18 protein-coding genes and 2 tRNA genes are annotated in these 22,613 nt (G+C 67.6%); 10 read left to right on the forward strand and 10 right to left on the reverse strand.

The features are described from left to right. Positions 1-137 precede the first annotated feature (137 nt). The 5 genes from BSP109_RS05760 (at position 138) to BSP109_RS05780 (ending at position 5,144) form a co-directional block, all read left to right on the forward strand. Positions 138-635 carry a DoxX family protein gene (locus BSP109_RS05760; RefSeq protein ID WP_101599682.1) on the forward strand — a complete coding sequence of 166 codons (498 nt, stop codon included), beginning with the start codon at positions 138-140 and terminating at the stop codon, positions 633-635. Beyond that, on the forward strand, positions 635-1,936 hold the full coding sequence (aroA, locus tag BSP109_RS05765; protein WP_101599683.1) for a 3-phosphoshikimate 1-carboxyvinyltransferase: 1,302 nt from the start codon (positions 635-637) through the stop codon (positions 1,934-1,936). The genes BSP109_RS05760 and aroA overlap by 1 nt, the downstream gene beginning before the upstream one ends. Positions 1,937-1,951: 15 nt before the next feature. Beyond that, positions 1,952-2,974 carry a ribosome small subunit-dependent GTPase A gene (gene rsgA / locus BSP109_RS05770; RefSeq protein ID WP_101599684.1) on the forward strand — a complete coding sequence of 341 codons (1,023 nt, stop codon included), beginning with the start codon at positions 1,952-1,954 and terminating at the stop codon, positions 2,972-2,974. 68 nt (positions 2,975-3,042) lie between these two features. Continuing rightward, positions 3,043-3,831 carry a histidinol-phosphatase gene (gene hisN, locus BSP109_RS05775; protein WP_087008646.1) on the forward strand — a complete coding sequence of 263 codons (789 nt, stop codon included), beginning with the start codon at positions 3,043-3,045 and terminating at the stop codon, positions 3,829-3,831. A gap of 26 nt (positions 3,832-3,857) precedes the next feature. Next, a complete protein-coding gene (locus BSP109_RS05780) occupies positions 3,858-5,144 on the forward strand; it encodes an aminotransferase class I/II-fold pyridoxal phosphate-dependent enzyme (RefSeq protein WP_257944571.1) in 1,287 nt (428 codons plus the stop codon). Between the two features lie 161 nt (positions 5,145-5,305). Here BSP109_RS05780 and BSP109_RS05785 read toward each other — a convergent pair whose 3' ends face one another. Then, positions 5,306-5,854 carry a YceI family protein gene (locus BSP109_RS05785; protein WP_087008644.1) on the reverse strand — a complete coding sequence of 183 codons (549 nt, stop codon included), beginning with the start codon at positions 5,852-5,854 and terminating at the stop codon, positions 5,306-5,308. Positions 5,855-6,039: 185 nt separating this feature from the next. Between BSP109_RS05785 and BSP109_RS05790 the strand changes: the two genes are divergently transcribed. Beyond that, positions 6,040-7,068 (forward strand): Rv2578c family radical SAM protein, encoded by a 1,029-nt coding sequence (locus BSP109_RS05790; protein ID WP_101599685.1) that lies wholly within the window; start codon positions 6,040-6,042, stop codon positions 7,066-7,068. A gap of 8 nt (positions 7,069-7,076) precedes the next feature. Here BSP109_RS05790 and BSP109_RS05795 read toward each other — a convergent pair whose 3' ends face one another. Beyond that, positions 7,077-8,156: a Ku protein gene (locus BSP109_RS05795; RefSeq protein WP_101599686.1), complete on the reverse strand. Its 1,080-nt coding sequence runs from the start codon at positions 8,154-8,156 to the stop codon at positions 7,077-7,079. A gap of 116 nt (positions 8,157-8,272) precedes the next feature. Between BSP109_RS05795 and BSP109_RS05800 the strand changes: the two genes are divergently transcribed. Beyond that, on the forward strand, positions 8,273-10,699 hold the full coding sequence (locus BSP109_RS05800) for an ATP-dependent DNA ligase (protein WP_101599687.1): 2,427 nt from the start codon (positions 8,273-8,275) through the stop codon (positions 10,697-10,699). 33 nt (positions 10,700-10,732) lie between these two features. On the opposite strand, the gene BSP109_RS05805 is transcribed toward BSP109_RS05800, so the two are convergent. Next, on the reverse strand, positions 10,733-11,722 hold the full coding sequence (locus tag BSP109_RS05805) for an LLM class flavin-dependent oxidoreductase (protein WP_101599688.1): 990 nt from the start codon (positions 11,720-11,722) through the stop codon (positions 10,733-10,735). Positions 11,723-11,863: 141 nt separating this feature from the next. Then, on the reverse strand, positions 11,864-12,436 hold the full coding sequence (locus BSP109_RS05810) for a MarR family winged helix-turn-helix transcriptional regulator (protein WP_101599689.1): 573 nt from the start codon (positions 12,434-12,436) through the stop codon (positions 11,864-11,866). A gap of 135 nt (positions 12,437-12,571) precedes the next feature. Here BSP109_RS05810 and BSP109_RS05815 point away from each other — a divergent pair, with 135 nt between their 5' ends. The 3 genes from BSP109_RS05815 to BSP109_RS05825 all read left to right on the forward strand — a co-directional run bounded on the left by BSP109_RS05815 (position 12,572) and on the right by BSP109_RS05825 (position 15,706). Next, positions 12,572-14,740 (forward strand): MMPL family transporter, encoded by a 2,169-nt coding sequence (locus tag BSP109_RS05815; RefSeq protein WP_101599690.1) that lies wholly within the window; start codon positions 12,572-12,574, stop codon positions 14,738-14,740. After that, positions 14,737-15,192, forward strand: coding sequence for a pyrimidine dimer DNA glycosylase/endonuclease V (locus tag BSP109_RS05820; RefSeq protein WP_101599691.1), 456 nt, complete (start codon positions 14,737-14,739; stop codon positions 15,190-15,192). Before BSP109_RS05815 ends, BSP109_RS05820 begins: the two co-directional genes overlap by 4 nt. A gap of 85 nt (positions 15,193-15,277) precedes the next feature. Beyond that, positions 15,278-15,706 carry a hypothetical protein gene (locus BSP109_RS05825; protein ID WP_101599692.1) on the forward strand — a complete coding sequence of 143 codons (429 nt, stop codon included), beginning with the start codon at positions 15,278-15,280 and terminating at the stop codon, positions 15,704-15,706. 6 nt (positions 15,707-15,712) lie between these two features. On the opposite strand, the gene BSP109_RS05830 is transcribed toward BSP109_RS05825, so the two are convergent. The 6 genes from BSP109_RS05830 to BSP109_RS05850 all read right to left on the reverse strand — a co-directional run bounded on the left by BSP109_RS05830 (position 15,713) and on the right by BSP109_RS05850 (position 22,526). After that, a tRNA-Cys gene (locus tag BSP109_RS05830) sits at positions 15,713-15,783 on the reverse strand. Between the two features lie 93 nt (positions 15,784-15,876). Continuing rightward, positions 15,877-16,638 carry an ABC transporter ATP-binding protein gene (locus BSP109_RS05835; RefSeq protein WP_101599693.1) on the reverse strand — a complete coding sequence of 254 codons (762 nt, stop codon included), beginning with the start codon at positions 16,636-16,638 and terminating at the stop codon, positions 15,877-15,879. A 7-nt stretch (positions 16,639-16,645) separates the two neighbouring features. Then, positions 16,646-18,631 carry an ABC transporter permease gene (locus tag BSP109_RS05840; protein WP_219618501.1) on the reverse strand — a complete coding sequence of 662 codons (1,986 nt, stop codon included), beginning with the start codon at positions 18,629-18,631 and terminating at the stop codon, positions 16,646-16,648. Then, positions 18,580-19,074, reverse strand: coding sequence for a hypothetical protein (locus tag BSP109_RS17475; protein ID WP_219618502.1), 495 nt, complete (start codon positions 19,072-19,074; stop codon positions 18,580-18,582). Before BSP109_RS17475 ends, BSP109_RS05840 begins: the two co-directional genes overlap by 52 nt. 166 nt (positions 19,075-19,240) lie before the next feature. After that, positions 19,241-19,314: transfer RNA gene (locus BSP109_RS05845), tRNA-Met, on the reverse strand. A gap of 158 nt (positions 19,315-19,472) precedes the next feature. Next, positions 19,473-22,526, reverse strand: coding sequence for a UPF0182 family protein (locus BSP109_RS05850; RefSeq protein WP_101599694.1), 3,054 nt, complete (start codon positions 22,524-22,526; stop codon positions 19,473-19,475). Between the last annotated feature and the right edge of the window lie 87 nt (positions 22,527-22,613).

Consider the following 22,613-nt stretch of genomic DNA (forward strand, 5'->3'; position numbering starts at 1 on the left):
TGTCAGTCGGCACGGCCACCTCCTTATGCACGGGAAACGCCGCGCCCTGAGAGAGTATTCCGGTCGCCGGGCCCACAGGGCCGTCGGAACGATATGCTGAGCCGCAGACCGCAATTCCCTGCACGGAAGGATCCACCGTGAACCCTGTCCGACTCCTCGCCCGTCCCATGCTCGCCAGCGCGTACATCGCGAACGGCATCGCCCGCGTCCGCGATCCGCACGCATCCGTGGATTCGACGGAGGCCGTGCTCGCAGTCGCCCGCCGGGTCGTCGACGTGCCGGTCGGCGCGGACACGATCGCCCGCGCAACCGGTGCCGCCCAGGTGGCCGCAGGCGCGCTGCTGGCGATCGGGCGCTTCCCCCGCGCCGCCTCCACCGTGCTCGTGAGCACCTACGTGCTCGACCTCGCCGGAGAGGTCCTGAACAAGGACCGCGCCGCGACGAAGGAGGAGAAGAACGAGCGCCGGGCGAACCTGGTCATGCGCACCTCCATGCTGGGCGGCGCCCTGCTGGCCAGCGTCGACACCGCAGGCCAGCCGGGCCTCGTGTGGCGCGCGCAGCACGCTGCAGAGGACCTCCGCAAGAACATCGAGAAGACGTCTGCGAAGGCCGTCGACGCCGTCTCCCAGCGTTGATGGCGGGTCCTGAGGCGTCACGCTGGGCGGCACCCGCCGCGCACGGACCGGTCCGGGCGACCGTCACGGTCCCCGGTTCCAAGTCCCTCACGAATCGCTATCTCGTCACGGCTGCGGCGGCGGACTCCCCGTCCGTCATCCGCAATCCGCTGGACAGCCGCGACTCGACCCTCATGATCGAGGCCGTCCGCAGCCTGGGCGCCGGCGTCGAGGAGGATGAGGGCGGCGCTCTTCGGATCTCCCCCATCCCCTTCGAATCCCCGGCCGGCGGCGATCGTTCGCCGCTCGCCGTCGACTGCGGACTCGCCGGGACGGTCATGCGCTTCGTCCCGGCCCTGGCCGCGGCGACGGGTCGGCCCGTGCACTTCGATGGCGATGAGACGGCGTACACACGGCCGATGTCGACCATCCTCGACTCGCTCGAATCGCTGGGTGCCACCATCGATTCGTCGAACGGTCGGCTGCCGTTTCGCATCGACGCCCCGCGGGGCATGCGCGGCGGGCACGTGAGCATCGATGCCTCGGCCTCGAGCCAGTTCGTCTCCGGACTGCTGCTCTCCGGGAGCCTCTTCGACCTCGGCGTCGAGGTGACGCATACGGGACAGACGCTGCCGTCCCGGCCCCACATCGACATGACCGTCGAGGTGCTGTCCGATGCGGGGGTCCTCGTCGAGGAGCCGGAGCCGGGGCACTGGGTCGTCCAGCCGGGCAGGCCGCGCGGACTCGACGTCATCGTCGAACCGGACCTGTCGAACGCCGCCCCGTTCCTCGCCGCGGCACTCGTGACGGGCGGGAGCGTGACGATCCCCCACTGGCCCGTCCACACCACGCAGGCGGGCAACGAGTTCCGGCGCGTCGCAGAGGCCTTCGGCGGTCAGGTGGAGCAGGACCGGAACGGGCTCACGGTGACCGGACCCGCAGAGCTGCCGGCGGTCGACCTCGATCTGTCCGACGTCGGCGAGCTCACCCCCGTGACCGCGGCGGTCGCCGCCTTCGCCACGGGCACCAGCACGCTGCGCGGGATCGGCCATCTGCGCGGTCATGAGACGGACAGGCTGGCCGCCCTCACGACGGAGCTCACGAAGGCCGGTGCCGTCGTGGACGAGGGTGCCGACACCCTCACGTTCCGCTCGCCCCCGCACACCCCGTCGGTCTGGAGCACCTACCACGATCACCGCATGGTGATGGCCGGTGCGATCGTCGCCCTCCGCGTACCCGGTCTGGTGCTCGACGACCCGGACACGGTGTCGAAGACCATGCCGTCGTTCGTCGACCTGTGGACGGAGGCCGTGGGCGCCTGAGCGCTCACACCGGATATGGGTCGCGTCATCACGAGCGACGAGGAGTACCGTCCGCGCCCCAGCCGGCGCGGCAGCCGTCCGCGCACCAAGCAGCGTCCGGACTATGCGGATGCGGTGCGCGGGGTCATCGTGTCGGTCGACAGGGGCCGCTACCGCGTCATCGCCGGCACTGACCTGGCGTCCGCCTCCGCCGAGGCCCCGGTCGTCACCTGCGTCCGGGCCGCCCACCTGCGCCGCCGTGCCATCGTCCCGGGCGACCGCATCAGCATGGTCGGCGACACGAGCGGCGACGACGGATCCCTGGCCCGGATCGTCGCCGTGGAGGAGCGCACGACGGTCCTGCGCCGGTCATCCGACGACACGGATCCCACAGAGCGCGTCGTCGTCGCGAACGCGGACACGCTCGTGGCCGTCACGGCGACCGCGGATCCGGAGCCGTCGTGGGGCTTCCTCGATCGGACCATCGTCGCAGCGTTCGACGCCGGGATCCGGCCGCTGCTGGCCGTGACCAAGACGGACCTGGCGCCGGCCGATCAGATCCGTGAGCGCTTCGCGGATGTCGATGTGGAGATCGTCGAGTGCGGGTTCGATGAGGCCGGCCTGCCGCGCACGGACGCTCTCCTCCCCCACCTCGCAGATCGGCAGAGCGTGCTGCTCGGCCATTCCGGCGTGGGCAAGTCCACCCTCATCAACCGCCTGGTGCCCGGTGCGGACCGTGCGACCGGCTCCGTGAATGAGAACACCGGTTCGGGCCGTCACACGTCGTCGTCGACGTGGGCGCTGCCGCTGCCGCAGGGCGGCTGGGTGGTCGACACTCCGGGGGTCCGCAGCTTCGGCCTCGCCCACATCGACCCCGATGCCGTCGTCTCCGCGTACGAGGAGCTGACCCCGGCCACCGCAGACTGCCCGCGCGGCTGCACGCACGCCGAGGGCGCGGTGGGCTGCGCACTCGACGCCTGGGTCGCCTCCGGCGCGGCCGGTCCCGCGGGCACGCGCCGCCTCAGGTCCCTGCGGAGACTGCTGGGCAACCTCACGTGACCGCGTGACCGCGTGCACACCACGCGGACACGAGCGCGAGGAGCCGTCCGGCTCCCTAGACTTGACCCATGACCACCGCAGACGATCTCACGCTCGCGCTCGAACTGGCCGATGCCGCCGACGCGATCTCGCTCCCGCGCTTCACCGCCCATGACTTCACGGTCGAGTCGAAGCCCGACCTCTCCCCCGTCACAGAGGTCGACCGCGCCGTCGAGCAGCACATGTCGGACGTCCTGGCCACCCGGCGCCCGGACGACGCGCTGCTGGGCGAGGAGTACGGGTCCCGTGGGGACGACACCGGCCGCCGCTGGATCATCGACCCCATCGACGGGACGAAGAACTTCGTCCGCGGAGTCCCCGTATGGGCGACGCTCATCGGCCTCTACGACGGGACCGAACCGATCCTGGGCGTGGTGAGCGCGCCGGCCCTGGGCCTGCGCTGGTGGGCCCGGATCGGCGGTGGAGCGCACCGCACGACGGCGGGCGGCCCGCCGCAGCCGATCGAGGTCTCGCAGGTCGGAGACCTGGCCGACGCCTCGGTGTCGTACTCCTCCCTGAGCGGATGGAAGGAGCGCGGGCTGCGCGACGGGTTCCTGGACTTCCTCGACGACGTCTGGCGCACGCGCGCCTACGGTGACTTCTGGTCCTACATGATGGTGGCCGAGGGCGTCGTGGACATCGCCGCGGAGCCGGAGTTGGAGCTCTACGACATGGCCGCGCTCGTCCCGATCGTCCTGGAGGCCGGAGGACGGTTCACCGGCCTCGACGGGGTCCCTGGTCCGTTCGGTGCGGACGCGGTCGCGAGCAACGGAGCCCTCCACGACTCAGCGATCGACCGGATCGGGGTGCGCTCATGACGGAACGCAGCACGGAGAAACACAGCATGGCGGATCACAGCACGGCGGACCGCAGCATGACCGATCACACGGGAGCGCCCGGCAGTCTGGAGGGCGAGCAGCCGGTCTGGCATCGGATGTCCGAGGCGGCCGGCCTCGTGAGCGCCGCCGGCGAGGTCCAGGAGACGGTGTTCGGACGCATGACGCAGCTGGCCGCGTCGCACGATGCGGTGAACCTGGGTCAGGGCGCACCGGGTGATCCGGCACCCGCGTTCCTGTTGGACGCCGCATACGAGGCGATGCGCGCGGGTGCGAATCAGTACGCCCCGCCCTCAGGGGTACCCGCACTCCGCGAAGCGATCGCGATGCACCGTCGGCGCGACTGGGGCCACGACGTCGCAGCCGCCGACGTCCTCGTGACGGCGGGGGCGACGGAGGCGCTGACGGCCACGATCGTCGCGCTCGCGCCGCGGGGCACGGACATCGTCGTGCTCGAGCCCTACTACGATTCGTACGCGGCCGCGGCCGCGCTCGCAGGTGCACGGCTGCGTCCCGTGGGACTGACGATCGACGACGGGTCGGTGCAGGTCGACTTCGAGGCGCTGGCGGACGCGCTCTCCGAGAACACCTCGATCGTGCTGCTGAACACCCCGCACAACCCCACGGGCCTCGTGCTCGATGCCGCGCAGATCCGCCGGGTGGGGGCATTGGCCGAATCGGTCGATGCGTGGCTGCTCACGGACGAGGTCTACGAGCATCTGGTCTTCGACGGGACCCACACGGCACCTGCGGCGGTGCTGGACAGCTCCCGGGTCGTCACCGTGTCATCGGCGGGCAAGGCCTTCAACGCGACGGGGTGGAAGATCGGGTGGCTGATCGGCTCCCCCGCCGTGCTCGAGGCCGTGCGCGCGGTGAAGCAGTACCTCACTTTCACGAGCGGAGCGCCGCTCCAGCCCGCGATCGCCGACGCGCTGATCGAGCATCCGGAGTTCCTCGCGGAGAACAGGCGGACGCTCGCGGCACGGCGCGACGACCTGGTCGCGGCGCTGCGAGAGGTCCCGGGGGCGGAGGTCGTGGTCCCCGCATCGGGGTACTTCGTGCTGGTGGACTTCAAGGGGTTCACGGATGCGGCCGTGGACGCATTCGCACTGAACGAGCGCCTGACCCGCGAGGTCGGCGTCACCGGCGTTCCGGTGCCCGCCCTGTGCCAGTCCGGGTCCGCGACCGCCGACGCGATGGCCGCGGTCGTCCGCTACTCGTTCTGCAAGGCCGCCGACGACGTCGCCGAGGCCGCGGCCCGGTTCCGCGCCTACGCGCAGACGCTCGCCGGCTGACTGGAGCCGGCTTGCCGAGGCCGGCTTGCCGAGGCTGAGTGAGGCCGGCTGTGCCGGCGCGCCACGCAATGACGAAGCCCGAGATGCTTAGCACCTCGGGCTTCGTCATTGCGTGGTTCAGGCGGAAGCGTCCGCCGCTCCAATCGCTGGTTGCAGCTGTGTCAGGCCTTGACAGCTTCGATGTCGATCTCGATGGTGACCTTGTCGGACACGAGCAGCTCGCCGCCCTTGAGCACGGCCTCGAAGTTCATGTCCCAGTCCTTGCGGTTGATGCGGCCGGTGGCGGAGAAGCCCGAGACGATGTTTCCGTTCGGGTCTTCAGCCGCACCGCCGAACTCCGCCTTGAGAGTGATGTCCTTGGTGATGCCGCGCATCGTGAGCTTGCCCGTCAGGTCGAACTCCTCGCCATCGAAGTTCGAGATGCCGGTGGATTCGAAGACGACCTTCGGGTTCTCCTCGGCCAGGAGGAAGTCACCCGACTGCAGGTGTCCGTCACGGTGCTCGTTGCCGGTGGTGATGGAGGAGGCGTCGGCCTCTGCACTGACCGTGCTGCTCTCGAAGTCCTCTCCGACGACGACCTCGCCGCCGATCACGTCGAACTGGCCGCGGACCTTCGAGACGCCAGCGTGGCGAGCGATGAAGGCGAACTTCGAGTGGACGGCGTCGATGTTCCAGGTTCCGGCTGTCAGGTTGTTCGGCAGAGCAGTCATTGTTTCTCCTCAAGTCGTTGTGTGTGACTACATGTAAGACATTAGTTGAAAGTTTAACCATGCGCAAGGGGCTTCATGGTTTCACTGCAGAGATTCAGGTCACACCCTGCGGCCGGCGGGTGCGCCCGCTCACGGAGGGCCGCGCGCCCTTGCGCAATATTCGTTCACCTGTTCTAATTTCTGTTATGAGGTGGAACGCACAGAGCACAACAGATGACTCCGGTATCGCCGGTGCGACGGGAACACTCGAGCTGCCCGGGCTCCTACGGACGACGACCGTCCCGGAGTTCGCGGGGATGCGGTTCCACGAGGTGCGCGCGAAGTCCGCCCTGAACCGCGTCCCCGCCCGCAGCTCAATGCCGTTCGAATGGACGGTCAACCCCTACCGCGGGTGCTCTCATGCCTGCGTCTACTGCTTCGCGCGGAACACCCACACCTACTTGGATCTGGATTCCGGGAGCGACTTCGACCAGCAGGTCGTCGTGAAGGTCAACGTGGCCGACGTCCTCTCCGCAGAGGTGAACCGGCCGCGGTGGGGACGCGAGCACGTGGCTCTGGGCACCAACACAGACCCTTACCAGCGTGCCGAAGGACGATACCGCCTGATGCCCGGGATCATCGAGGCACTGGCCGGCAGCGGCACCCCCTTCTCCCTTCTCACGAAGGGCACACTCCTGCGCCGCGACCTGCCGCTGCTGGCACGGGCCGCCGAGGAGGTCCCAGTGGACCTCGCGATGTCCATCGCCGTGTTCGATGACGAGCTGCAGCAGTCGATCGAACCGGGCACGCCCTCGACCAGAGCGCGGCTCGCAACGGTCCGGGCGGCGGCAGATCTTGGGTTCAGGGTCAGCGTTTTCCTCATGCCGGTCCTCCCCTACCTCACCGACTCCACGCAGCAGCTCGATGACGCACTGTCCGCCATCGCAGAGGCTGGCGCCCATCGCGTTGTCTACGGTGCACTGCATCTGCGCCCCGGCGCCCGCGAGTGGTACTTCGGATGGTTGAGGAAACAGCGTCCGGAGGTGATGGACGCCTATGCCGGGATGTACGCACGTTCCGCGTACGCACCTCAGGCCTACCGACGAATGCTCGCGCGGCGCATCAGCCCACTCATAGCACGCCACGGCCTGACGGGTCAGAACGATGAAGAGACTCCGGAGCCAGCGCCCGCAGCCGCGACCGCTCCGCGCACAGCGCAGCCCGCGCTCTTCTGACCGAGAACTCAGGCGCTCTTCTTGGACTTCGCGGGACTCTTCTTCGTCGAGGAGCCCTCCGCCTCCGATGAACCCTTCCTCGCGAAGGCTTTCGTCGCGGAGCCCTTCTTCGCGGAGGCTTTCTTCTCAGCGCCCGTCTTCGAGGAGCCCTTCTTGGCGGACCCCTTCTTCGCAGAGGGCTTCGCTGAGGACTCTGCCTTCGACGTCGCGCCAGCCCGCTTCTTCCCTGCGGATCGTCCGCCCGAAGCCTTCTTCGAGGAGGAGCTCTTCGATGAACTACCGCTCTTCTTCGGAGCGCTCTTCCGCCTCTCGTCGACGCTGCGCTTGAGTGCCTCCATGAGGTCGATGACGTCGCCGCCCTCTGCTTCGCCCTCGTCGACGTCACCGAACGTGGCGTCCGTGTCGATCGCGTCGCCGTGCTCGAGCTTCTCCTCGATGAGTGTTCGCAGCTGCTCCTGGTATTCGTCGACGAACTGCTCCGGCTCGAAGTCCTCGGAGAACTGGTCGACGAGTGACCGGGCCATCTTCCGCTCCCGAGCGCTGATCTTCGCCTCGCCGCCGCTGGAGACGCCGTCGGACGACCGGATCTCATCCGCCCACAGCATCGTCTGCAGAACGATCACGTCGTCGCGCACGCGCAGAGCCGCCAGCCGAGTGCGAGACCTCAGAGCGAAGGTGACGATCGCAGTGCGACCCGCTTCCTCCAGGGTCTCTCGCAGGAGCGCGTAGGCTTTCGGATTCTTCGATGCCGGTTCGAGGTAGTAGCTCTTCTCGAACATCATCGGGTCGATCTGCTCGTCGGGGACGAACTGCACGACCTCGATCTCCTTCTCCTCCTCCGCCGGCATCGCCTTCAGGTCCTCGTCTGTGATGACGACGGTGTCCTCTCCGTCGTCGTAGGCCTTGTCGATGTGGTCGTAGTCGATCTTCTTCTCGCACACCTCGCATCGGCGCTGGTAGCGGATTCGCCCACCGTCCTCATCGTGGACCTGATGGAGCGAGATGTCGTGTGAGCGCGTCGCGGAGTAGAGCTTCACGGGCACGCTCACCAACCCGAACGCCACGGTTCCCGACCAGATCGCGCGCATGTCCTCAACCCCTGTCGCAGGTGCCTCGACGGTACTAGCATTGCTGTTCAACCAGCGTAGCGATTCGCAGACAACGCACAAGACCCCTTGAGACACCAGAGGGGCGGAAGGCGACAGTGGCGGCCAGGTCCGGACAGCGGCAGTCCATCCGTGTGGGCGAGCGCGTGATCAGGGTGACCAACCTCGACAAGGTGCTCTATCCGGAGACGGGCACGACCAAGCGGGACGTCCTCGACTACCTCGCGGCCGTCTCCCCCTTCCTCCTCCCCCATGCCACGCGGCGGCCCGTGACGCGCAAGCGCTGGCCGGATGGCGTGGGGACGCAGAAGGAGCCTCAGTCTCCCTTCTTCCGGAAAGACCTCGAGGACTCCGCTCCGGACTGGATCCCCCGGATCTCCGTACGCCACTCGGATCACACGAACGTGTACCCACTGGCAGATGAGCCGGCAGTCCTCACGTGGCTGGGGCAGGTGGCTGCGCTCGAGCTCCACGTGCCGCAGTGGCACTTCGACGCAGATGGGGAGCCCGCCAACCCGGACCGGCTCGTGCTCGACCTCGACCCGGGGCCCGGTGCGGGCCTCGCCGAGTGCGCCCAGATCGCGCGCGAATGCAGGGAGGTCCTCCGTGGGATGGGCCTCGACGCCTTTCCCGTCACGTCCGGTTCGAAGGGGCTCCACCTCTATGCCGGGCTGGACGGCACCTACACGTCGCGACAGGTCTCGGATGTGGCCCACGAACTCGCACGCTCAATGGAAGCCGACCATCCGGATGCCGTCGTCAGCGACATGAAGAAGTCTCTGCGCGGTGGCAAGGTGCTCATCGACTGGAGTCAGAACAGCGCGTCGAAGACGACGGTGTGCCCGTACTCGCTGCGCGGACGGGCCACCCCCACCGTCGCGGCCCCGCGGGCCTGGGAGGAGCTCGAGGACCCGGACCTCGGCCAGCTCACGATGGACGACGTGCTGGAGCGCATCGCGGACGGCTCCGACCCGCTCGCCCCACTGGGGCTCGCGGTCGAGCCCGAGGAGAGCACGCCTCCTGCCCCCACCACGGCCGAGGCCCCCGACCGGCTGCAGACGTACCACACCAAACGAGATCAGTCCCGCACTCCCGAGCCCGTCCCGGCCGACAGATCCTCCGCCTCCGGAGGGGACCCGGTCTTCGTGGTCCAGGAGCACCACGCGTCCGCGCTGCACTTCGACACACGACTCGAGCACCACGACGTGCTCGTGTCCTGGGCCGTGCCGAAGGGGCCACCGCTCAGACAGGGAGTGAACCGCCTCGCTGTGCAGACAGAGGACCACCCGCTCGAGTACGCGACGTTCGAGGGCAGCATCCCTCGCGGCGAATACGGCGCGGGCGAGGTGAGCATCTGGGACTCCGGAGTGACCAAGATCGAGAAGTGGGAGGACGACGAGGTCGTCGCGGTGCTGCACGGCCGGTCGGACGGCGGACTGGGCGGCGTGGCACGCCGGTACGTCTTCATAGGAACCGATGGCGACCAGTGGCTCATGCGGCTCATGAAGGACCAGCCGCGGAAGCGCCGTGCCACGAAGAAGGTCACGCCGGCGTCCACCCCCACAGACCTTCCACGGCCCATGCTCGCCACGGCGGGAGCGCCCGGGCCGCGCTTCGAACGCGACGAGTGGGCCTACGAGGCGAAGTGGGACGGATACCGGGTGATCGTGGGGGTGGACGAGGACGGCGTCGCGCTGCGCAGCCGGAATGGGAACGACCTCACCGAGGTGTTCCCCGAACTGGCGGAGTTCGCCGAGCTCGCGGAGGCCGGGACCGTCTTCGACGGAGAGATCGTGGCGCTGAACAGCGCGAACCGCCCCGATTTCGGGCTGCTGCAGAAGCGCGGGAAGCTCAGCCGATCACGCGAGATCGAGCGGGCGGCGAGTCGGAGTCCGGTCCACTGCATGGTGTTCGACATGATCCACGATCCCCACGAGGGGGACCTGATGGATCGGCCGTACACGGAGAGGCGCAGCCTGCTCACCGACCGGCTGGGACCGGGAAACCATGTGCAGGTGCCCGACGACCTCGGCGTCCCTCTGAGCACTGCGCTCGATGTGAGTCTGGAGCTGGGGCTCGAGGGCATCGTCGCGAAGCACGTCGACAGTGACTATCGGTCCGGTCGACGCTCGGAGAACTGGGTGAAGATCAAGCACGAGAAGCACCAGGAGGTCATCGTCATCGGGTGGCGCGAGGGCCACGGCTCTCGCGCGCACACATTCGGGTCCCTGCTGCTGGCGGTGCCGATCGACGGGACGCTGCACTACGCGGGTCGCGCCGGCAGCGGGTTCGACGACGAGGAGCTCGATGATCTCCACGCCCGCTTGGCCCGTATGCGCAGGAAGACGCCCGCGGCGACGGATGTGCCCACCGAGGACCGCAGGGACGCGACGTGGGTGAGCCCGAAGCTGGTCGGCGAGGTGCGGCACAGCGGTCGGACGCGTGACGGACGACTCCGTCACCCTGTGTGGCGCGGGCTCAGGCCCGACAAGGAACCCGACGAGGTGGCGTGGGAGGAGGGCTGAGCCTCAGCCCTCTCGCATCTGGGCACGCGGCAGTCAGAACCAGACGTCCGCCAGCATCTGGAGCGTGCGGTCGCGGACTGCAGGATCGTACGCGTAGGTGACGGTGATGAGCTCGTCGGCGCCGGTGCGCTCGACGAAGGCATCGAGCTGACCCTTCACAGTCGACGGGGAGCCGACTGCACTGATCTCCAGCATCGGATTGCGTCTTCCGCCACGAGCGGCGAACGCTTCCGGCTCGATCGGAGGCTGGAGCTTGCGGCGACCGCCGGAGCTGAGGTCCATGAACATCTGCCCGACCGTCGTGAACTCGTAGGCCGCTTCCTCATCCGTGGGCGCGACCATCACGTTGATGCCTGCCATGACGTAGGGCTCATCGATCTGCGCGGTCGGCGATTCCGGCGTGAATGACTCCCGGTAGACGCGGATCGCCTGGTCGAGCTGGTCGGTAGCGAAGTGCGAGGCCACGGAGAACGGCAACCCCAGCTGTCCTGCGATCGCAGCACCGTTCACGGTGGAACCCAGCACCCAGATCGGCACGTTCGAGTGTGCGGAGACGGCAGAGATGATCGGCGTGCTGTGGGCCCGGCCCTCTTCACCGAACCATCCCTGCAGGTCGTAGATGTTCTGGGCGAACGCCTGGGGCTCTGCCGACGAGCGCGCGAGCGCCTGCGCAGTCATCTGGTCGGTGCCGGGCGCCCGTCCGAGGCCCAGATCGATCCGGTCGCCGTACATGTTCGCGAGGGTCCCGTACTGTTCGGCAACCATGAGCGGCGCATGGTTGGGGAGCATGACGCCGCCGGATCCGAGACGGATGGTCTCCGTCGCCTCGGCGGCGTGGGAGATGAGCAGTGCTGTCGCACTGGCAGCGAGGTTCACGGTGTTGTGGTGCTCCGCGAACCACAGCCTCCGGTAGCCGAGGCGGTCTGCGAGCTGTGCAGAGCGCACCGATGCGGCGATGCCGTCACGGGCCGTCGACCCTTCGGAAATGGAGACGAGGTCGAGAATGCTCAAGGGAACGGGCACAGCGGGGTACTCCTCTGATCGCGGGGTTCGGGTCGACCAGCGCGGGGCCGACCTTCCCCGAGCACAACCCCGAGGCGACGTCCTTCTATTCCGCGCTCGCCGCCCTGACGCGAGGCGGCCGAGAGGGGCAGCAGATCGGTGTCAGATGTCTTCGGCCCACGCCACGTCATCCAGGGACAGCTGCTCTGTCATGTCGCGGAAGAAGTCGATGACGATGTCTCGCTGCTCAGCGGTCAACCGCGCCGCGGAGTCGAATCGCTTCGCGTGCTGCCGCCCCACGGTGTCCATCGCGGACTCCATGGTCCCCGGCGTCACACGCACCACGAAGGCGCGGCGGTCGGCGGGGTGCACCTCGCGCGTGATGTGTGCCCCGTCCTCTAACCGGTTGAGGAGTTTGGTCGTCGATGCCGCGGAGATCTGCAGATGGGCGGCGAGCATTCCGGGAGTCACCATCGTCCCGTGGTTGCTCGCCACGATGAGGTACTGGATCGCGCGCATGTCCTGCTGGCTCAGCTTCATGTACTTCTGCGAGGCCTCGGTCAGGCGCTGCTCGGCCGCGCGAAGGTCCGCGATCCCGCGCATGAGTCGCCCGATCTGCTCGATGTCGTCGGCCGACATTCCGGAGCGATCGACGAGTCGATGCAGGGGGTCCACCGCATCGACCTCATACAGGTTCTCCGATACGGCATCGGTCCCGGACTCTGGTGCTGACATGCTGGCCATCCTACGACTCGCGGGCAGTGCGGCCGCACACTACTATCCCCGGGTTTACTATTGCCATTCCGACAGTATAGTGTGCACCTGGGAAGCCGCCCGGTCGACCCTCCCCACCCATTCCAGGAGTCGCAGATGAGTCATCGCCCACCGACCAGCAGCCGTGTTCCCCGCTGGCTGCGTGTCTTCCTTCCCGCCCTCCTCATCCTTCTATGGCTGACGGGCGCGGCGGTGGGCGGGCCATACTTCGGGAAGGTCTCGGAGGTCTCCTCCAACGATCAGACGTCGTACCTGCCCGAATCCGCGGATGCGACGGCGGTGCAGGAGCTGCTGGGCGAGTTCAATGATGCGGACACCATCCCAGCGGTGGTCGTCTTCACCTCTGACACAGAGCTCTCGGACGAGCGTCTGGAAGACATCGACGAGGCCGTCTCGCAGCTGCCGGACGTCGCGGGGGTGCAGGACGACCTGTCTCCCGTGATCCCCTCTGACGATGGGCTCGCAGCCCAGTCATTCGTGCCGATCGGCTCCGACGCGGAACTGGGTGACGTCGTAGCGGAGGTCTCGGCCACGCTCGGCGCGGATCTGCCCGATGACGTGGAAGTCTTCGTCACCGGTCCGGCAGGGTTCAGCGCTGACCTCGCAGCCGGGTTCGCCGGCATCGACGGGCTGCTGCTGGCAGTGGCACTCGCGGCAGTCTTCCTCATCCTCATCGTCGTCTACCGCTCGCTCCTCCTGCCGATCGCCGTGCTGTCGACGAGCGTCTTCGCCCTCACCGTCGCTCTGCTGACGGTCTGGTGGCTGGCGAAGGCGGATGTCCTCCTGCTGAGCGGTCAGACGCAGGGCATCCTCTTCATCCTCGTCATCGGCGCGGCGACCGACTACTCACTCCTGTACGTCGCGCGCTATCGGGAGGCGCTGCGCGTCCACGAAGACAAGTGGACCGCTTCCATGCAGGGCCTGCGGGGATCGGTCGAACCGATCCTGGCGTCCGGCGGAACGGTCATCGCCGGCCTTCTGTGCCTGCTCCTGAGCGATCTCAAGTCGAACAGCACGCTGGGGCCCGTCGCCTCGATCGGCATAGGCTTCGCGATGCTGTCCGCCCTCACCCTCCTGCCCGCGATCCTCTACGCGTTCGGCCGGGCCGCCTTCTGGCCCCGCCGTCCGCGCTTCGAGCCCGAGCTCGTGGCGGCGGAGGGCGGAGTGCCCACGCGCGGGTTCTGGGCGCGTATCGGGCGCGTCGTGGAGCGCAGGCCCCGACGCATCTGGATCGGCACGACCCTCCTGCTGCTGGTGGGCGCTCTGGGCCTCACCCAACTCGATGCCGAAGGTGTGCCTCAGTCAGAACTGGTGCTGGGCGCCTCCGAGGCGCGCGATGGACAGGCGGCTCTGGGCGAGCACTTCCCCGGCGGCTCGGGAAGCCCCGCCTACATCGTCACTGACACGGATTCCCTTCAGGAGTCCGCAGATGTACTCCTCGACAACCCGGGGGTCGACGGCGTCACCGTGACCACCGACGAGGCCGACGCGGGCTCCGCGCCCGTCGACGAGGACGGAGTCAGGGCGTACGGACCTCCGGGCACTCCGGTGCCGGAGCCCACCGAGGTCGACGGCTCCATCATGCTCCAGGCGACTCTGAGCGACCCTGCGGATTCCGCGGCCGCGCAGGACACAGTGCGCGATCTGCGGGAGGCATATGCCAATGCCGACGCCGATGTGCTGGTGGGAGGAGTCACCGCCACGGCGGTGGACACCAATGAGGCGGCCATCCACGACCGGAACCTCATCATCCCCATCGTGCTGGTGGTCATCCTGCTGATCCTCATGGTGCTCCTGCGATCGGTGCTCGCTCCGATCCTGCTGGTGCTCACGACCGTGCTGTCCTTCGGCACCGCGATGGGGGTCGCCGCGCTCGTGTTCAACCACGTGTTCGACTTCCCCGGAGCCGATCCGGCTGTCCCCCTCTACGGATTCGTCTTCCTCGTGGCGCTGGGGATCGACTACAACATCTTCCTCATGACCCGCGTGCGGGAGGAGTCGCTGGCGCACGGGACCCGACCCGGCGTCATCCGAGCGCTCGCTGTGACGGGGGGCGTCATCACATCCGCAGGCGTCGTGCTGGCCGCGACGTTCGCCGCACTGTCGGTCATCCCGATCCTCTTCCTCGCCCAGATCGCGTTCATCGTGGCGTTCGGCGTCCTGCTCGACACGTTCCTCGTCAGGGCACTGCTCGTTCCCGCTCTGGTCCACGACATCGGACCCGCCGTGTGGTGGCCCTCCAAGCTCGCGAAGGCGTCCCGATGAGGATCTGGTCGCTGCACCCCGCGCACCTGGACGGGAAGGGTCTCGTCGCCTGCTGGCGCGAGAGCCTGCTGGCTCAGGCCGTGCTGGACGGACGCACGCGGGGCTACCGCAGCCACCCACAGCTCGTGCGCTTCCGTGCGGTGGATGAGCCCCTGACCGCGATCGGCGTATACCTCTCCGGTCTCGCCGATGAGGCGACGGCCCGCGACTACCGCTTCGACCGCGACCGGATCCTGGAGCCGGCACGGTCCCACGAAGGCGACAGCGACCTCGGCGGCGACCTTCTCATGTCGGTCACCGATGGGCAGCTCGCATTCGAGTGGTCCCACCTGGGGCGCAAGCTGGCTGACCGCAGTCCGGAAGATGCCGAGCGCTGGCAGGCTGCGGATCCTGCCCCGCACCCGCTCTTCGATGTCGTGCCGGGCCGGATCGAGGACTGGGAGCGTCCATGAAAGGCAAGGACGAGGCGTCTAGGGTGAGTACCGAGCGCGACGACCGTTCGCGCACACTGGTCGCACCACGAAAGGCGGACTCACCATGGCACTCCCCTCAATCGCGAGCATCGCACTGCGCTCCGTTCCCGGCGCCTTCATCCTCAACTCGGGCATCGGGAAGCTCGAGATGGACGAAGGCACAGCGGGATACCTCCACGCGGAGGCAGTCAAGGGGATCCCGGCGCTCGCGAACCTGGAATCTCGTCAGTTCGGGAAGCTCGTCGCAGTCGGCGAGATCGCCGTGGGCGGCGCACTCCTGCTCCCCTTCGTACCGAACCGCCTCGCCGGCCTGGCGCTGGGCGGATTCTCCGCAGGAATGCTGAGCATCTACTTCCGCGACCCGGAGAAGACGGAGGAGGACGGAGTCCGCCCGTCGGGCGCAGGCCTCGGCCTGGCCAAGGACTCCTGGATGGCCGCGATCGCAGTCGCACTCATCGCCGGCGTCGGCGGCTCCGGGGCCAAGAAGAAGTGACGTGAGAGGTGGAGGCAGGATTCGAACCTGCGTACGCAGCGTTGCAGGCTGCGACCTGGCCACTCGGTCACTCCACCCGAAGTCGATGACGACCTCGTCATCTGATGGTATCGCCTCGTGAATGCGCGGCGACGGCGGTCCCCCGCCGCCGATCCTCCGTGGAGCGGGTCTCAGAAGTCCCGCGCACGGAGCCAGGCGAGCAGCCGATCCTCGCGGGGCACCGCCTCGGCCGCGGTCCAGGCGCCCAAGCGCAGCTCATCGACCACCGTTCCGTCACGCAGGTAGATCACTCGTTCAGCCCGAGCCGCACAGGCAGGCTCATGAGTGACCATCACCAGCGTGGTGCCGTCGGCATGGACCTGGGTCAGCGCATCCATCACATCGGTGGTCATGCTGGTGTTGAGTGCGCCCGTAGGCTCGTCGGCGAACAGGATCTCAGGGCTGCACACCAGCGCCCGGCAGATCGAGGCGCGCTGGATCTGCCCGCCGGACACCTGTGTGATTCTGCGGCCGGCGAGCTCGGCGATGCCGAACCTCTCCAGGAGCATGTCGACTCGGGAGCTGGCACCGTCCGGATCGTTCGGTGAGGCGTTGAGAGCCGGGAGCAGGACGTTGTCGCGAATGGAGAGATTCGCCAGGAAGTGCGCCTGTTGGAAGACGAAGCCCATCCGGGTCAGCCGGATCCGGCTCATCTCCTTCGCCGTGAGTACTGTCAGGTCCGTACCTGCCAGCTCCACCGATCCGCCCGTGGGGCGGTCCATGCCGCTGAGGCAGTACAGCAGGGTCGACTTACCCGAACCTGAGGCACCCATGATGACGATGAACTCACCGTCTCGCACCTCCAGGTCGATCCCATCCAGCACGTGCACCGGCGGGGAGGTTGTCCGATAGGTCCTGCTCAGTCGTCGTGCGTGCAGAGCGATCGGTGACATGGTGCTCCTACTCCTCGTTGATCCACAGTGCCATGGGCGCTCGGCGCAGCCGGGCCGTCAGCACCACCGCACTCAGATACCCGGTGGCGATGAGTGCCAGCGGAACGGCCAGATAGACCAGCCACGGATTCGGGAGGAAGGACACCTCCGCGATGCCCAGACCGGACAGTGAGAGCAGTACTCCGACCATCGCCTCGCCGCCGGTCGCGGTGAGCACGACACCGAGCACAGTCCCCAGGGCGACGGTGATGAGTGTCTGGAATCGGACCTGCGAGCCGATCTGGTCGGGTGCGAAGCCGAGCGCGGCCAGTGTGCCCATCGACTGCCGGTTGCGTGTCATGCGCAGTCGGACGAACAGCGCCGTGATGAGGGCGACGACACCGAGTCCGAACACGACGGCCAGGATCGCGGCGCTGCGCAGTGCGTCGGTCAGATAGGACATCGTCTGGCGCATACAGTCCTCCATTGCGAAAGCAGAGGCGCCGGGGTATCGACGGCTGTAGTCTTCAGCAGCCGCAGCGGGATCGGCATCCCCGGCTGACTCTGCGTAGACGACGTACGCAGCAGCGCCGGGGCGGACTTCGTCGGCCATCTTGGCGGTATAGCCCCCGCTCGTGACGTCCTGGTAGATGCCACTGACTCTCAGGGTCTCTTCTCGTCCGGCGGAGCCCGCTCCGGCGGAACCCACTGGACGGATCGTGATCTCGTCGCCGAGCTCCGCCTGGTGCTCCTCTGCATTCAGCATCGACAACGCGATCTGCCCCGGTCGCGGTGCGTCTCCCTGCAGGTAGTCGATGCCGCCGTCGGAGTAGTCGCCCACCTCGATGCGCAGCAGCTGCCATCCCTCTGCTCCAGGGGTCTCGTAGAGCTCCATGGCGAAGCTGCGGACATCAGTCAGGCGCGGGTCAGCCTCGGCATCCGCCAGCACGTCGCGGTAATCGTCTGCGACCGTGTCGGAGTGCTGCAGGTCCACACGCACATCAGCCTGGGGCGCGCCCATATAAGTGACGAAGCGAGGGTTCTCGAAGGTGTTGAGAAGACTCAGCGGCAGTGTGCCGAGCAGCGTCGCGAGCATGAGGACGAGAAGGATGAGCACCCATTGACCTGCCTCAGCCTGCAGATCGATCACAGCCAGCCGACGGGTGAGAGCGCGCCGTCCCCCACGAAATCCGGCCAGCCCGATCCTGCGCACATGCGCGGATCGGCGACGGGCCCTGCGCACTGCCTGCGCCTCGGACCGCGTGCTGCCATGCACCAGTGCGCCGACGACATCAATCCTTCGCACCGCGCGCAGGACCCCCGTGCAGATCGCGATGACGAGCAGATAGACGAGTACCAGCGAAAGGACAGGTGCGAGGACGGTCATCAATCCGGCAGGTGCTTGGGCATAGTGGGCCTGGATGCCCCCAGTGAGCAGCCGCGCGAGTGGTATCGCCAGCAGTCCGCCGATCACGCACGCGGCGATCGTCATCACGCTGTACTTGCTGAGCTGCAGGGAAACGATCGTGCGGGAGGGGATCCCCAGAGCCTTCATCGTCCCGATCGGACGGACCTGGTCTTCCAGACTGCCGCGGATGACGAAGCGCAGGCTGAGGAGGGCGATCGCGATGAGGACGACGCTGACGAACATCAGTGCCACGGCCACCATGCCATCGCCGAGCGCGTTGAACAGGCGGATCATCGAGTACGTCACCGCCTGCCCGTTCTGCGGCACCCCCTCGGCGGATTCGTAGGCGCGCTGGAGATCGTTCGCGGCAGCAGGGTCGTCCAGCAGATACTCGACGATGATCTCTGGAGCATTGCCGCCGGAGGTCTTCAGCACGGAGAAATCCTCCGGTGCGACGAGGAACCGGGTGGCCGAGGACATCGACGAGGCCATCTGGGCATCGCGGATGAAGCCTGCGATCTCCAGTTCGACGGGTTCCGTACCGGTCGCGATCCTCAGCACATCATGCCGCTGCAGGTCGTAGGACTGCTGGTACTCGACCGGCACGTAGATCTCCCCGGACGCCGGTTCCGGTGCGCTGCCGGCGGCGTCCAGCAGGAAGTCGAACTCCGTGTTCTGCGTGGCGAACAGATGTCGGTCGCGCTGGCCGACAGGTCCCCCGACTCACCGGTGGAGGGCCGGTGCCAGTACAGGGCGGCGGAGTCGTAGCCGAGCATCTCCTCGACCAGCCACGCGTCGATCTCGGGATGGTCAGTTGCGAATCGTTCCAGAGCGCCAGTGTCGTAGTCGCCCTTGTGCATCTGCAGGAAGTGCGGGGGCTGTGACTGTTCGAAGAGCGAGTCGATGGAGCCGAGCAGGCGCTCCATGACCATCGCACCGGTGGCCATGAGCAGTGCGCTGAGGATGAGGACGAGGGCTGCGCTGGTCCCGACGTTGCCGCGCAGATCGCCCAGTGCCCAGCGGACGGAGAGGGAGCTCCTCGCGGACATCACGCATCACACCGTTCCGATGCGAAGGTGGGAGCTGTCCAGTTCATACCACTGAAACTAGTCCGCGAGCATGCCGTCGGACGCTGGGGAGATCCGCCGTACCGGCGGAGGAAAACCGGAATGCGAAAGAACCCCCAGCCTGTGGCTGGGGGTTCTTCCTCTTCTGTGGCGGGGGAGGGATTTGAACCCTCGACCTCCGGGTTATGAGCCCGGCGAGCTACCGAACTGCTCCACCCCGCGTTGCAATGACTACTCTACGTGAACCCCGGGTGACCACCAAATCGACAGCGGGTGATGCGTGACACATATGCGCTGGTCCCGGGCCCGTGATGATGGATCACGGGCCCGGGACCACAGTGTGCGGGCTCCTCACCCGCAGGACAGTCCGAACGCGGGCATCAGCCCTCGCCGGCCGACCCCGCCTCGTCCGCAGCGGGCGCCTCCTCTGCCGGTGCCGACTCCGTCGGTGCACCGTCTGCGGCCGCGTCATCGGCGGCGGCGTCTCCGCCCTCCGCGTCGATCGCGTCCTCGAGCGCCTCACGCAGACGCTCCTGGGCCTCGCCGTAGGCGGCGAAGTCGCCGTCTGTCAGCGCCTCGTCCGCCTCCTGCATGGCAGTGCGTGCCCGATCAAGGGCCTCGTCGACGCCTGCGGGCTGCTCCCCGCCGCCATCGCCCTCGCCGCCCTCAGACGGACCGCCGGCCTCACCGGACTCCGTCTCGCCGGCAGCGTCCGAGTCACCGGCCTCCGCACCGGAGTCACCGCCGAACACCTGATCGAGCGCCTCGTCGAGCGTCGGCGCGAAGCCGATCTGCTCGCCGAAGGCCACGAGCACACGCTGCAGCACCGGGTACGAGGTCTCCCCCGCCGACCGGACGTAGACGGGCTGGACGTAGAGCAGACCGTCCGCCACCGGCAGCGTCAGCAGGTTGCCGTTCTCCACGCGGGACTCACCCTGGCGGAGCAGGTTGAGGCTCGTCTGGATCTCCGGCTCGGTGTTGAAGTTGTTCTGCGCCTGGCCGGGACCGGGGAACGTGGTGTTCCTCGGCAGCTGGAGCAGACGCAGCTTGCCGTACTCGTCGCTCACCTCACCCTCGGCATCGCCCGCATCCGCATTCGCAGCGAGGAAGCCGGTGAGGTTGTTGCGCGTCTGTCCCTGGGTGGGACGCGGGATGAACGACGACGTCAGCGAGAAGGCGGGCTGCTCCTGACCCGGCATCTCCAGCGTCAGGAAGTACGGAGGCTGCACCAGGCCCTGTTCCTGGTCCGTCGTGGGATCCACGGGAAGGGTCCAGAAGTCCTGACCTGAGTAGTACTCACTCGCATTCGACACGTGGTACTGCGTGAGCAGTGAGCGCTGGACCTTGAAGAGGTCCTCCGGGTAGCGGATGTGGCTCATGAGGTCGGAGGAGATCTCCGACGCCGGCTTGATGAGGTCCGGGAAGACGCTCATCCATGCATCGAGGACCGGATCCTCGTCGTCCCATTCGTACATGTCCACGGAACCGTCATACGCGTCGACCGTGATCTTCACGGAGTTGCGGATGTAGTTCGCCTGCTGGTCCGGCAGCGCCACGACCGCGCCGGTGTTCGCCGTCGTGGAGTCCGTCGTGGCCTCCTGCAGGACGGACGGGCGCGAGTACGGGTACTGATCCGACGTCGTGTATCCGTCGAGGATCCACTTGATCCGACCATCGACGACGGCCGGGTACGGATCGCCGTCGACCTCGAGGAACGGAGCGAGCTTCTGCACGCGCTCGCGCGGAGTGCGGTCGTAGAGGATCTGCGATTCGTCGTTGACCGTGTCGGCCAGCACGATCTGCTCGTCCTGGAACTTGATCGCGTACAGCAGTCGGTTGAAGAAGTTGCCGACGCTGGGCCCACCGTCACCGGAGAACGTGTAGTTCACCTGCCCGGAGCCCTCTTCCTCATCGGCCGGGTAGTCGAGCTCGACCGGGTCCGCACCTTCCGGCGCACCCACGATCGAGTACTGGGTGGAGCGCTCACCGAAGTAGACGCGCGGTTCGTACTCGCTCTGCTCCGAGAGCACGCCGCTGGGCGGGATCCCCGCCTCGAAGAACGCCGGTTCCCCGTCGGCTCCCCGACGGCTGCCGTAGGCTGCCACCGCTCCGATGCCGTGCGTGTAGACCGTCGCCTGGTTGACCCACGTGCTGTCGGACTGCGCGTCCGGGTTCAGCTCGCGCAGAGCGATGACGGTGTCCTCGCTCTTGCCGTCGATGTCGTAGCGGTCCACGTCCAGCTGCTCGGGGAACGCGTAGTACGAACGGGTCTGCTGCAGCTGACGGAAGGTGTCGGACACCAGGTTGGGGTCGAGCAGTCGCACGCTCGCCGCGGTCGCCGCGTCCTGACGGAGGGCACCGGACTCGCCCTGCGTCGACGGCGTGTACGGGATGACCTCCACGTCGTCGATTCCGTACGCGCTGCGGGTCGCCTCCAGGTGGCGCTGGATGTACTCCGACTCGAGGCTCTGCTGCGACGGGTTGACCTGGAACTGCTGCATGGTCGCGGGGAAGCCGACGACGGCGACGCCGCCCAGCACCAGCAGCATGCCCAGCGAAATCGCCGTGAGCCGGAACGTCTTGAAGTACGCCGTGGAGAAGACGAGGGCCGCGACGAGGAGGGCGGCGATCGACACGATGAGCATGGCCGGGAGGGCCGCGTTCACGTCCGTGTAGGTCGCGCCGGTGACCAGACCGGAATCGTCCGTGAGCCGGGAGAACCGCCACAGGAACAGGCGCAGGGCCTGGATCAGGATCAGCACCGCGAGGACGGTCGCAAGCTGGATGCGTGCGCTCTTCGTGATGTCGAACCCGCGCGTCTCACGCGGCCGCACACCCCCGAACAGGTAGTGGGCGACGATGCTCGCGATGAAGGCGAGCAGAGCGATCATGCCCAGGTAGTCCACGAGGATGTTGACCATCGGCAGCGTGAACACGTAGAGGCCCACATCCTGCTGGAACTGCGGATCCGACACTCCGAACGGCACCGAGTTCAGCAGCATGAGCGCGTCCTGCCATGATGCGCTCAGCGCGACGCCGCCCAGCAGACCGATCACTGCGGGGATCGCGTAGGTGAGCGTCCGACGCAGCGGCTCCACCGCCTCGCGATAGCGGTCGAGGTTCTCCTCCCGCGGATTCGAGGGCGCGGTCGTCGGCCGTGACCGGTGGGCGAAGAAGAGCATGAACCAGAGCGGCACCGCTATGAGGACGAAGCCGATCGCGAAGAGCACGCCCTTCGCGACCCATTCCGTCGCGAAGACGTCGAAGCGGTCGAGCTGCTGGAACCACAGCACCTCCGTGTAGACCTGTGCGAACGCCACGAACAGCGCGACGAGTGCAAGCACCGCGATGATCGTGAGGAGCAGCGGTGACGGTCGTCTGCTTCCGGTGCTCGCAGGTGCCTGCGGGTGCGGGGGTCTGGCTGAGAAGCTCACACTCGCCCTTTCGTTTCTGTCAGCCGACTGGTGGTGTTCAGTCGGTCCGTGGTTGTCCGTGCGGAGGATCCGGGTCGTGGCCTCTGT

Source organism: Brevibacterium sp. Mu109, from assembly GCF_900169375.1.
Classification (GTDB): Bacteria; Actinomycetota; Actinomycetes; order Actinomycetales; family Brevibacteriaceae; genus Brevibacterium; species Brevibacterium yomogidense_A.

Bases quoted from the DNA above. Each gene is read 5' to 3' on its own strand.
- BSP109_RS05825 (WP_101599692.1), top strand. From the start codon at position 15,278: ATGGCACTCCCCTCAATCGCGAGCATCGCACTGCGCTCCGTTCCCGGC.
- BSP109_RS05785 (WP_087008644.1), bottom strand. From the start codon at position 5,854: ATGACTGCTCTGCCGAACAACCTGACAGCCGGAACCTGGAACATCGAC.
- BSP109_RS05820 (WP_101599691.1), top strand. From the start codon at position 14,737: ATGAGGATCTGGTCGCTGCACCCCGCGCACCTGGACGGGAAGGGTCTC.
- BSP109_RS05780 (WP_257944571.1), top strand. From the start codon at position 3,858: ATGGCGGATCACAGCACGGCGGACCGCAGCATGACCGATCACACGGGA.
- BSP109_RS05810 (WP_101599689.1), bottom strand. From the start codon at position 12,436: ATGTCAGCACCAGAGTCCGGGACCGATGCCGTATCGGAGAACCTGTAT.
- BSP109_RS17475 (WP_219618502.1), bottom strand. From the start codon at position 19,074: ATGTCCGCGAGGAGCTCCCTCTCCGTCCGCTGGGCACTGGGCGATCTG.
- rsgA (WP_101599684.1), top strand. From the start codon at position 1,952: ATGGGTCGCGTCATCACGAGCGACGAGGAGTACCGTCCGCGCCCCAGC.
- BSP109_RS05795 (WP_101599686.1), bottom strand. From the start codon at position 8,156: ATGCGCGCGATCTGGTCGGGAACCGTGGCGTTCGGGTTGGTGAGCGTG.
- BSP109_RS05835 (WP_101599693.1), bottom strand. From the start codon at position 16,638: ATGTCACCGATCGCTCTGCACGCACGACGACTGAGCAGGACCTATCGG.
- hisN (WP_087008646.1), top strand. From the start codon at position 3,043: ATGACCACCGCAGACGATCTCACGCTCGCGCTCGAACTGGCCGATGCC.
- BSP109_RS05790 (WP_101599685.1), top strand. From the start codon at position 6,040: ATGAGGTGGAACGCACAGAGCACAACAGATGACTCCGGTATCGCCGGT.
- BSP109_RS05815 (WP_101599690.1), top strand. From the start codon at position 12,572: ATGAGTCATCGCCCACCGACCAGCAGCCGTGTTCCCCGCTGGCTGCGT.
- aroA (WP_101599683.1), top strand. From the start codon at position 635: ATGGCGGGTCCTGAGGCGTCACGCTGGGCGGCACCCGCCGCGCACGGA.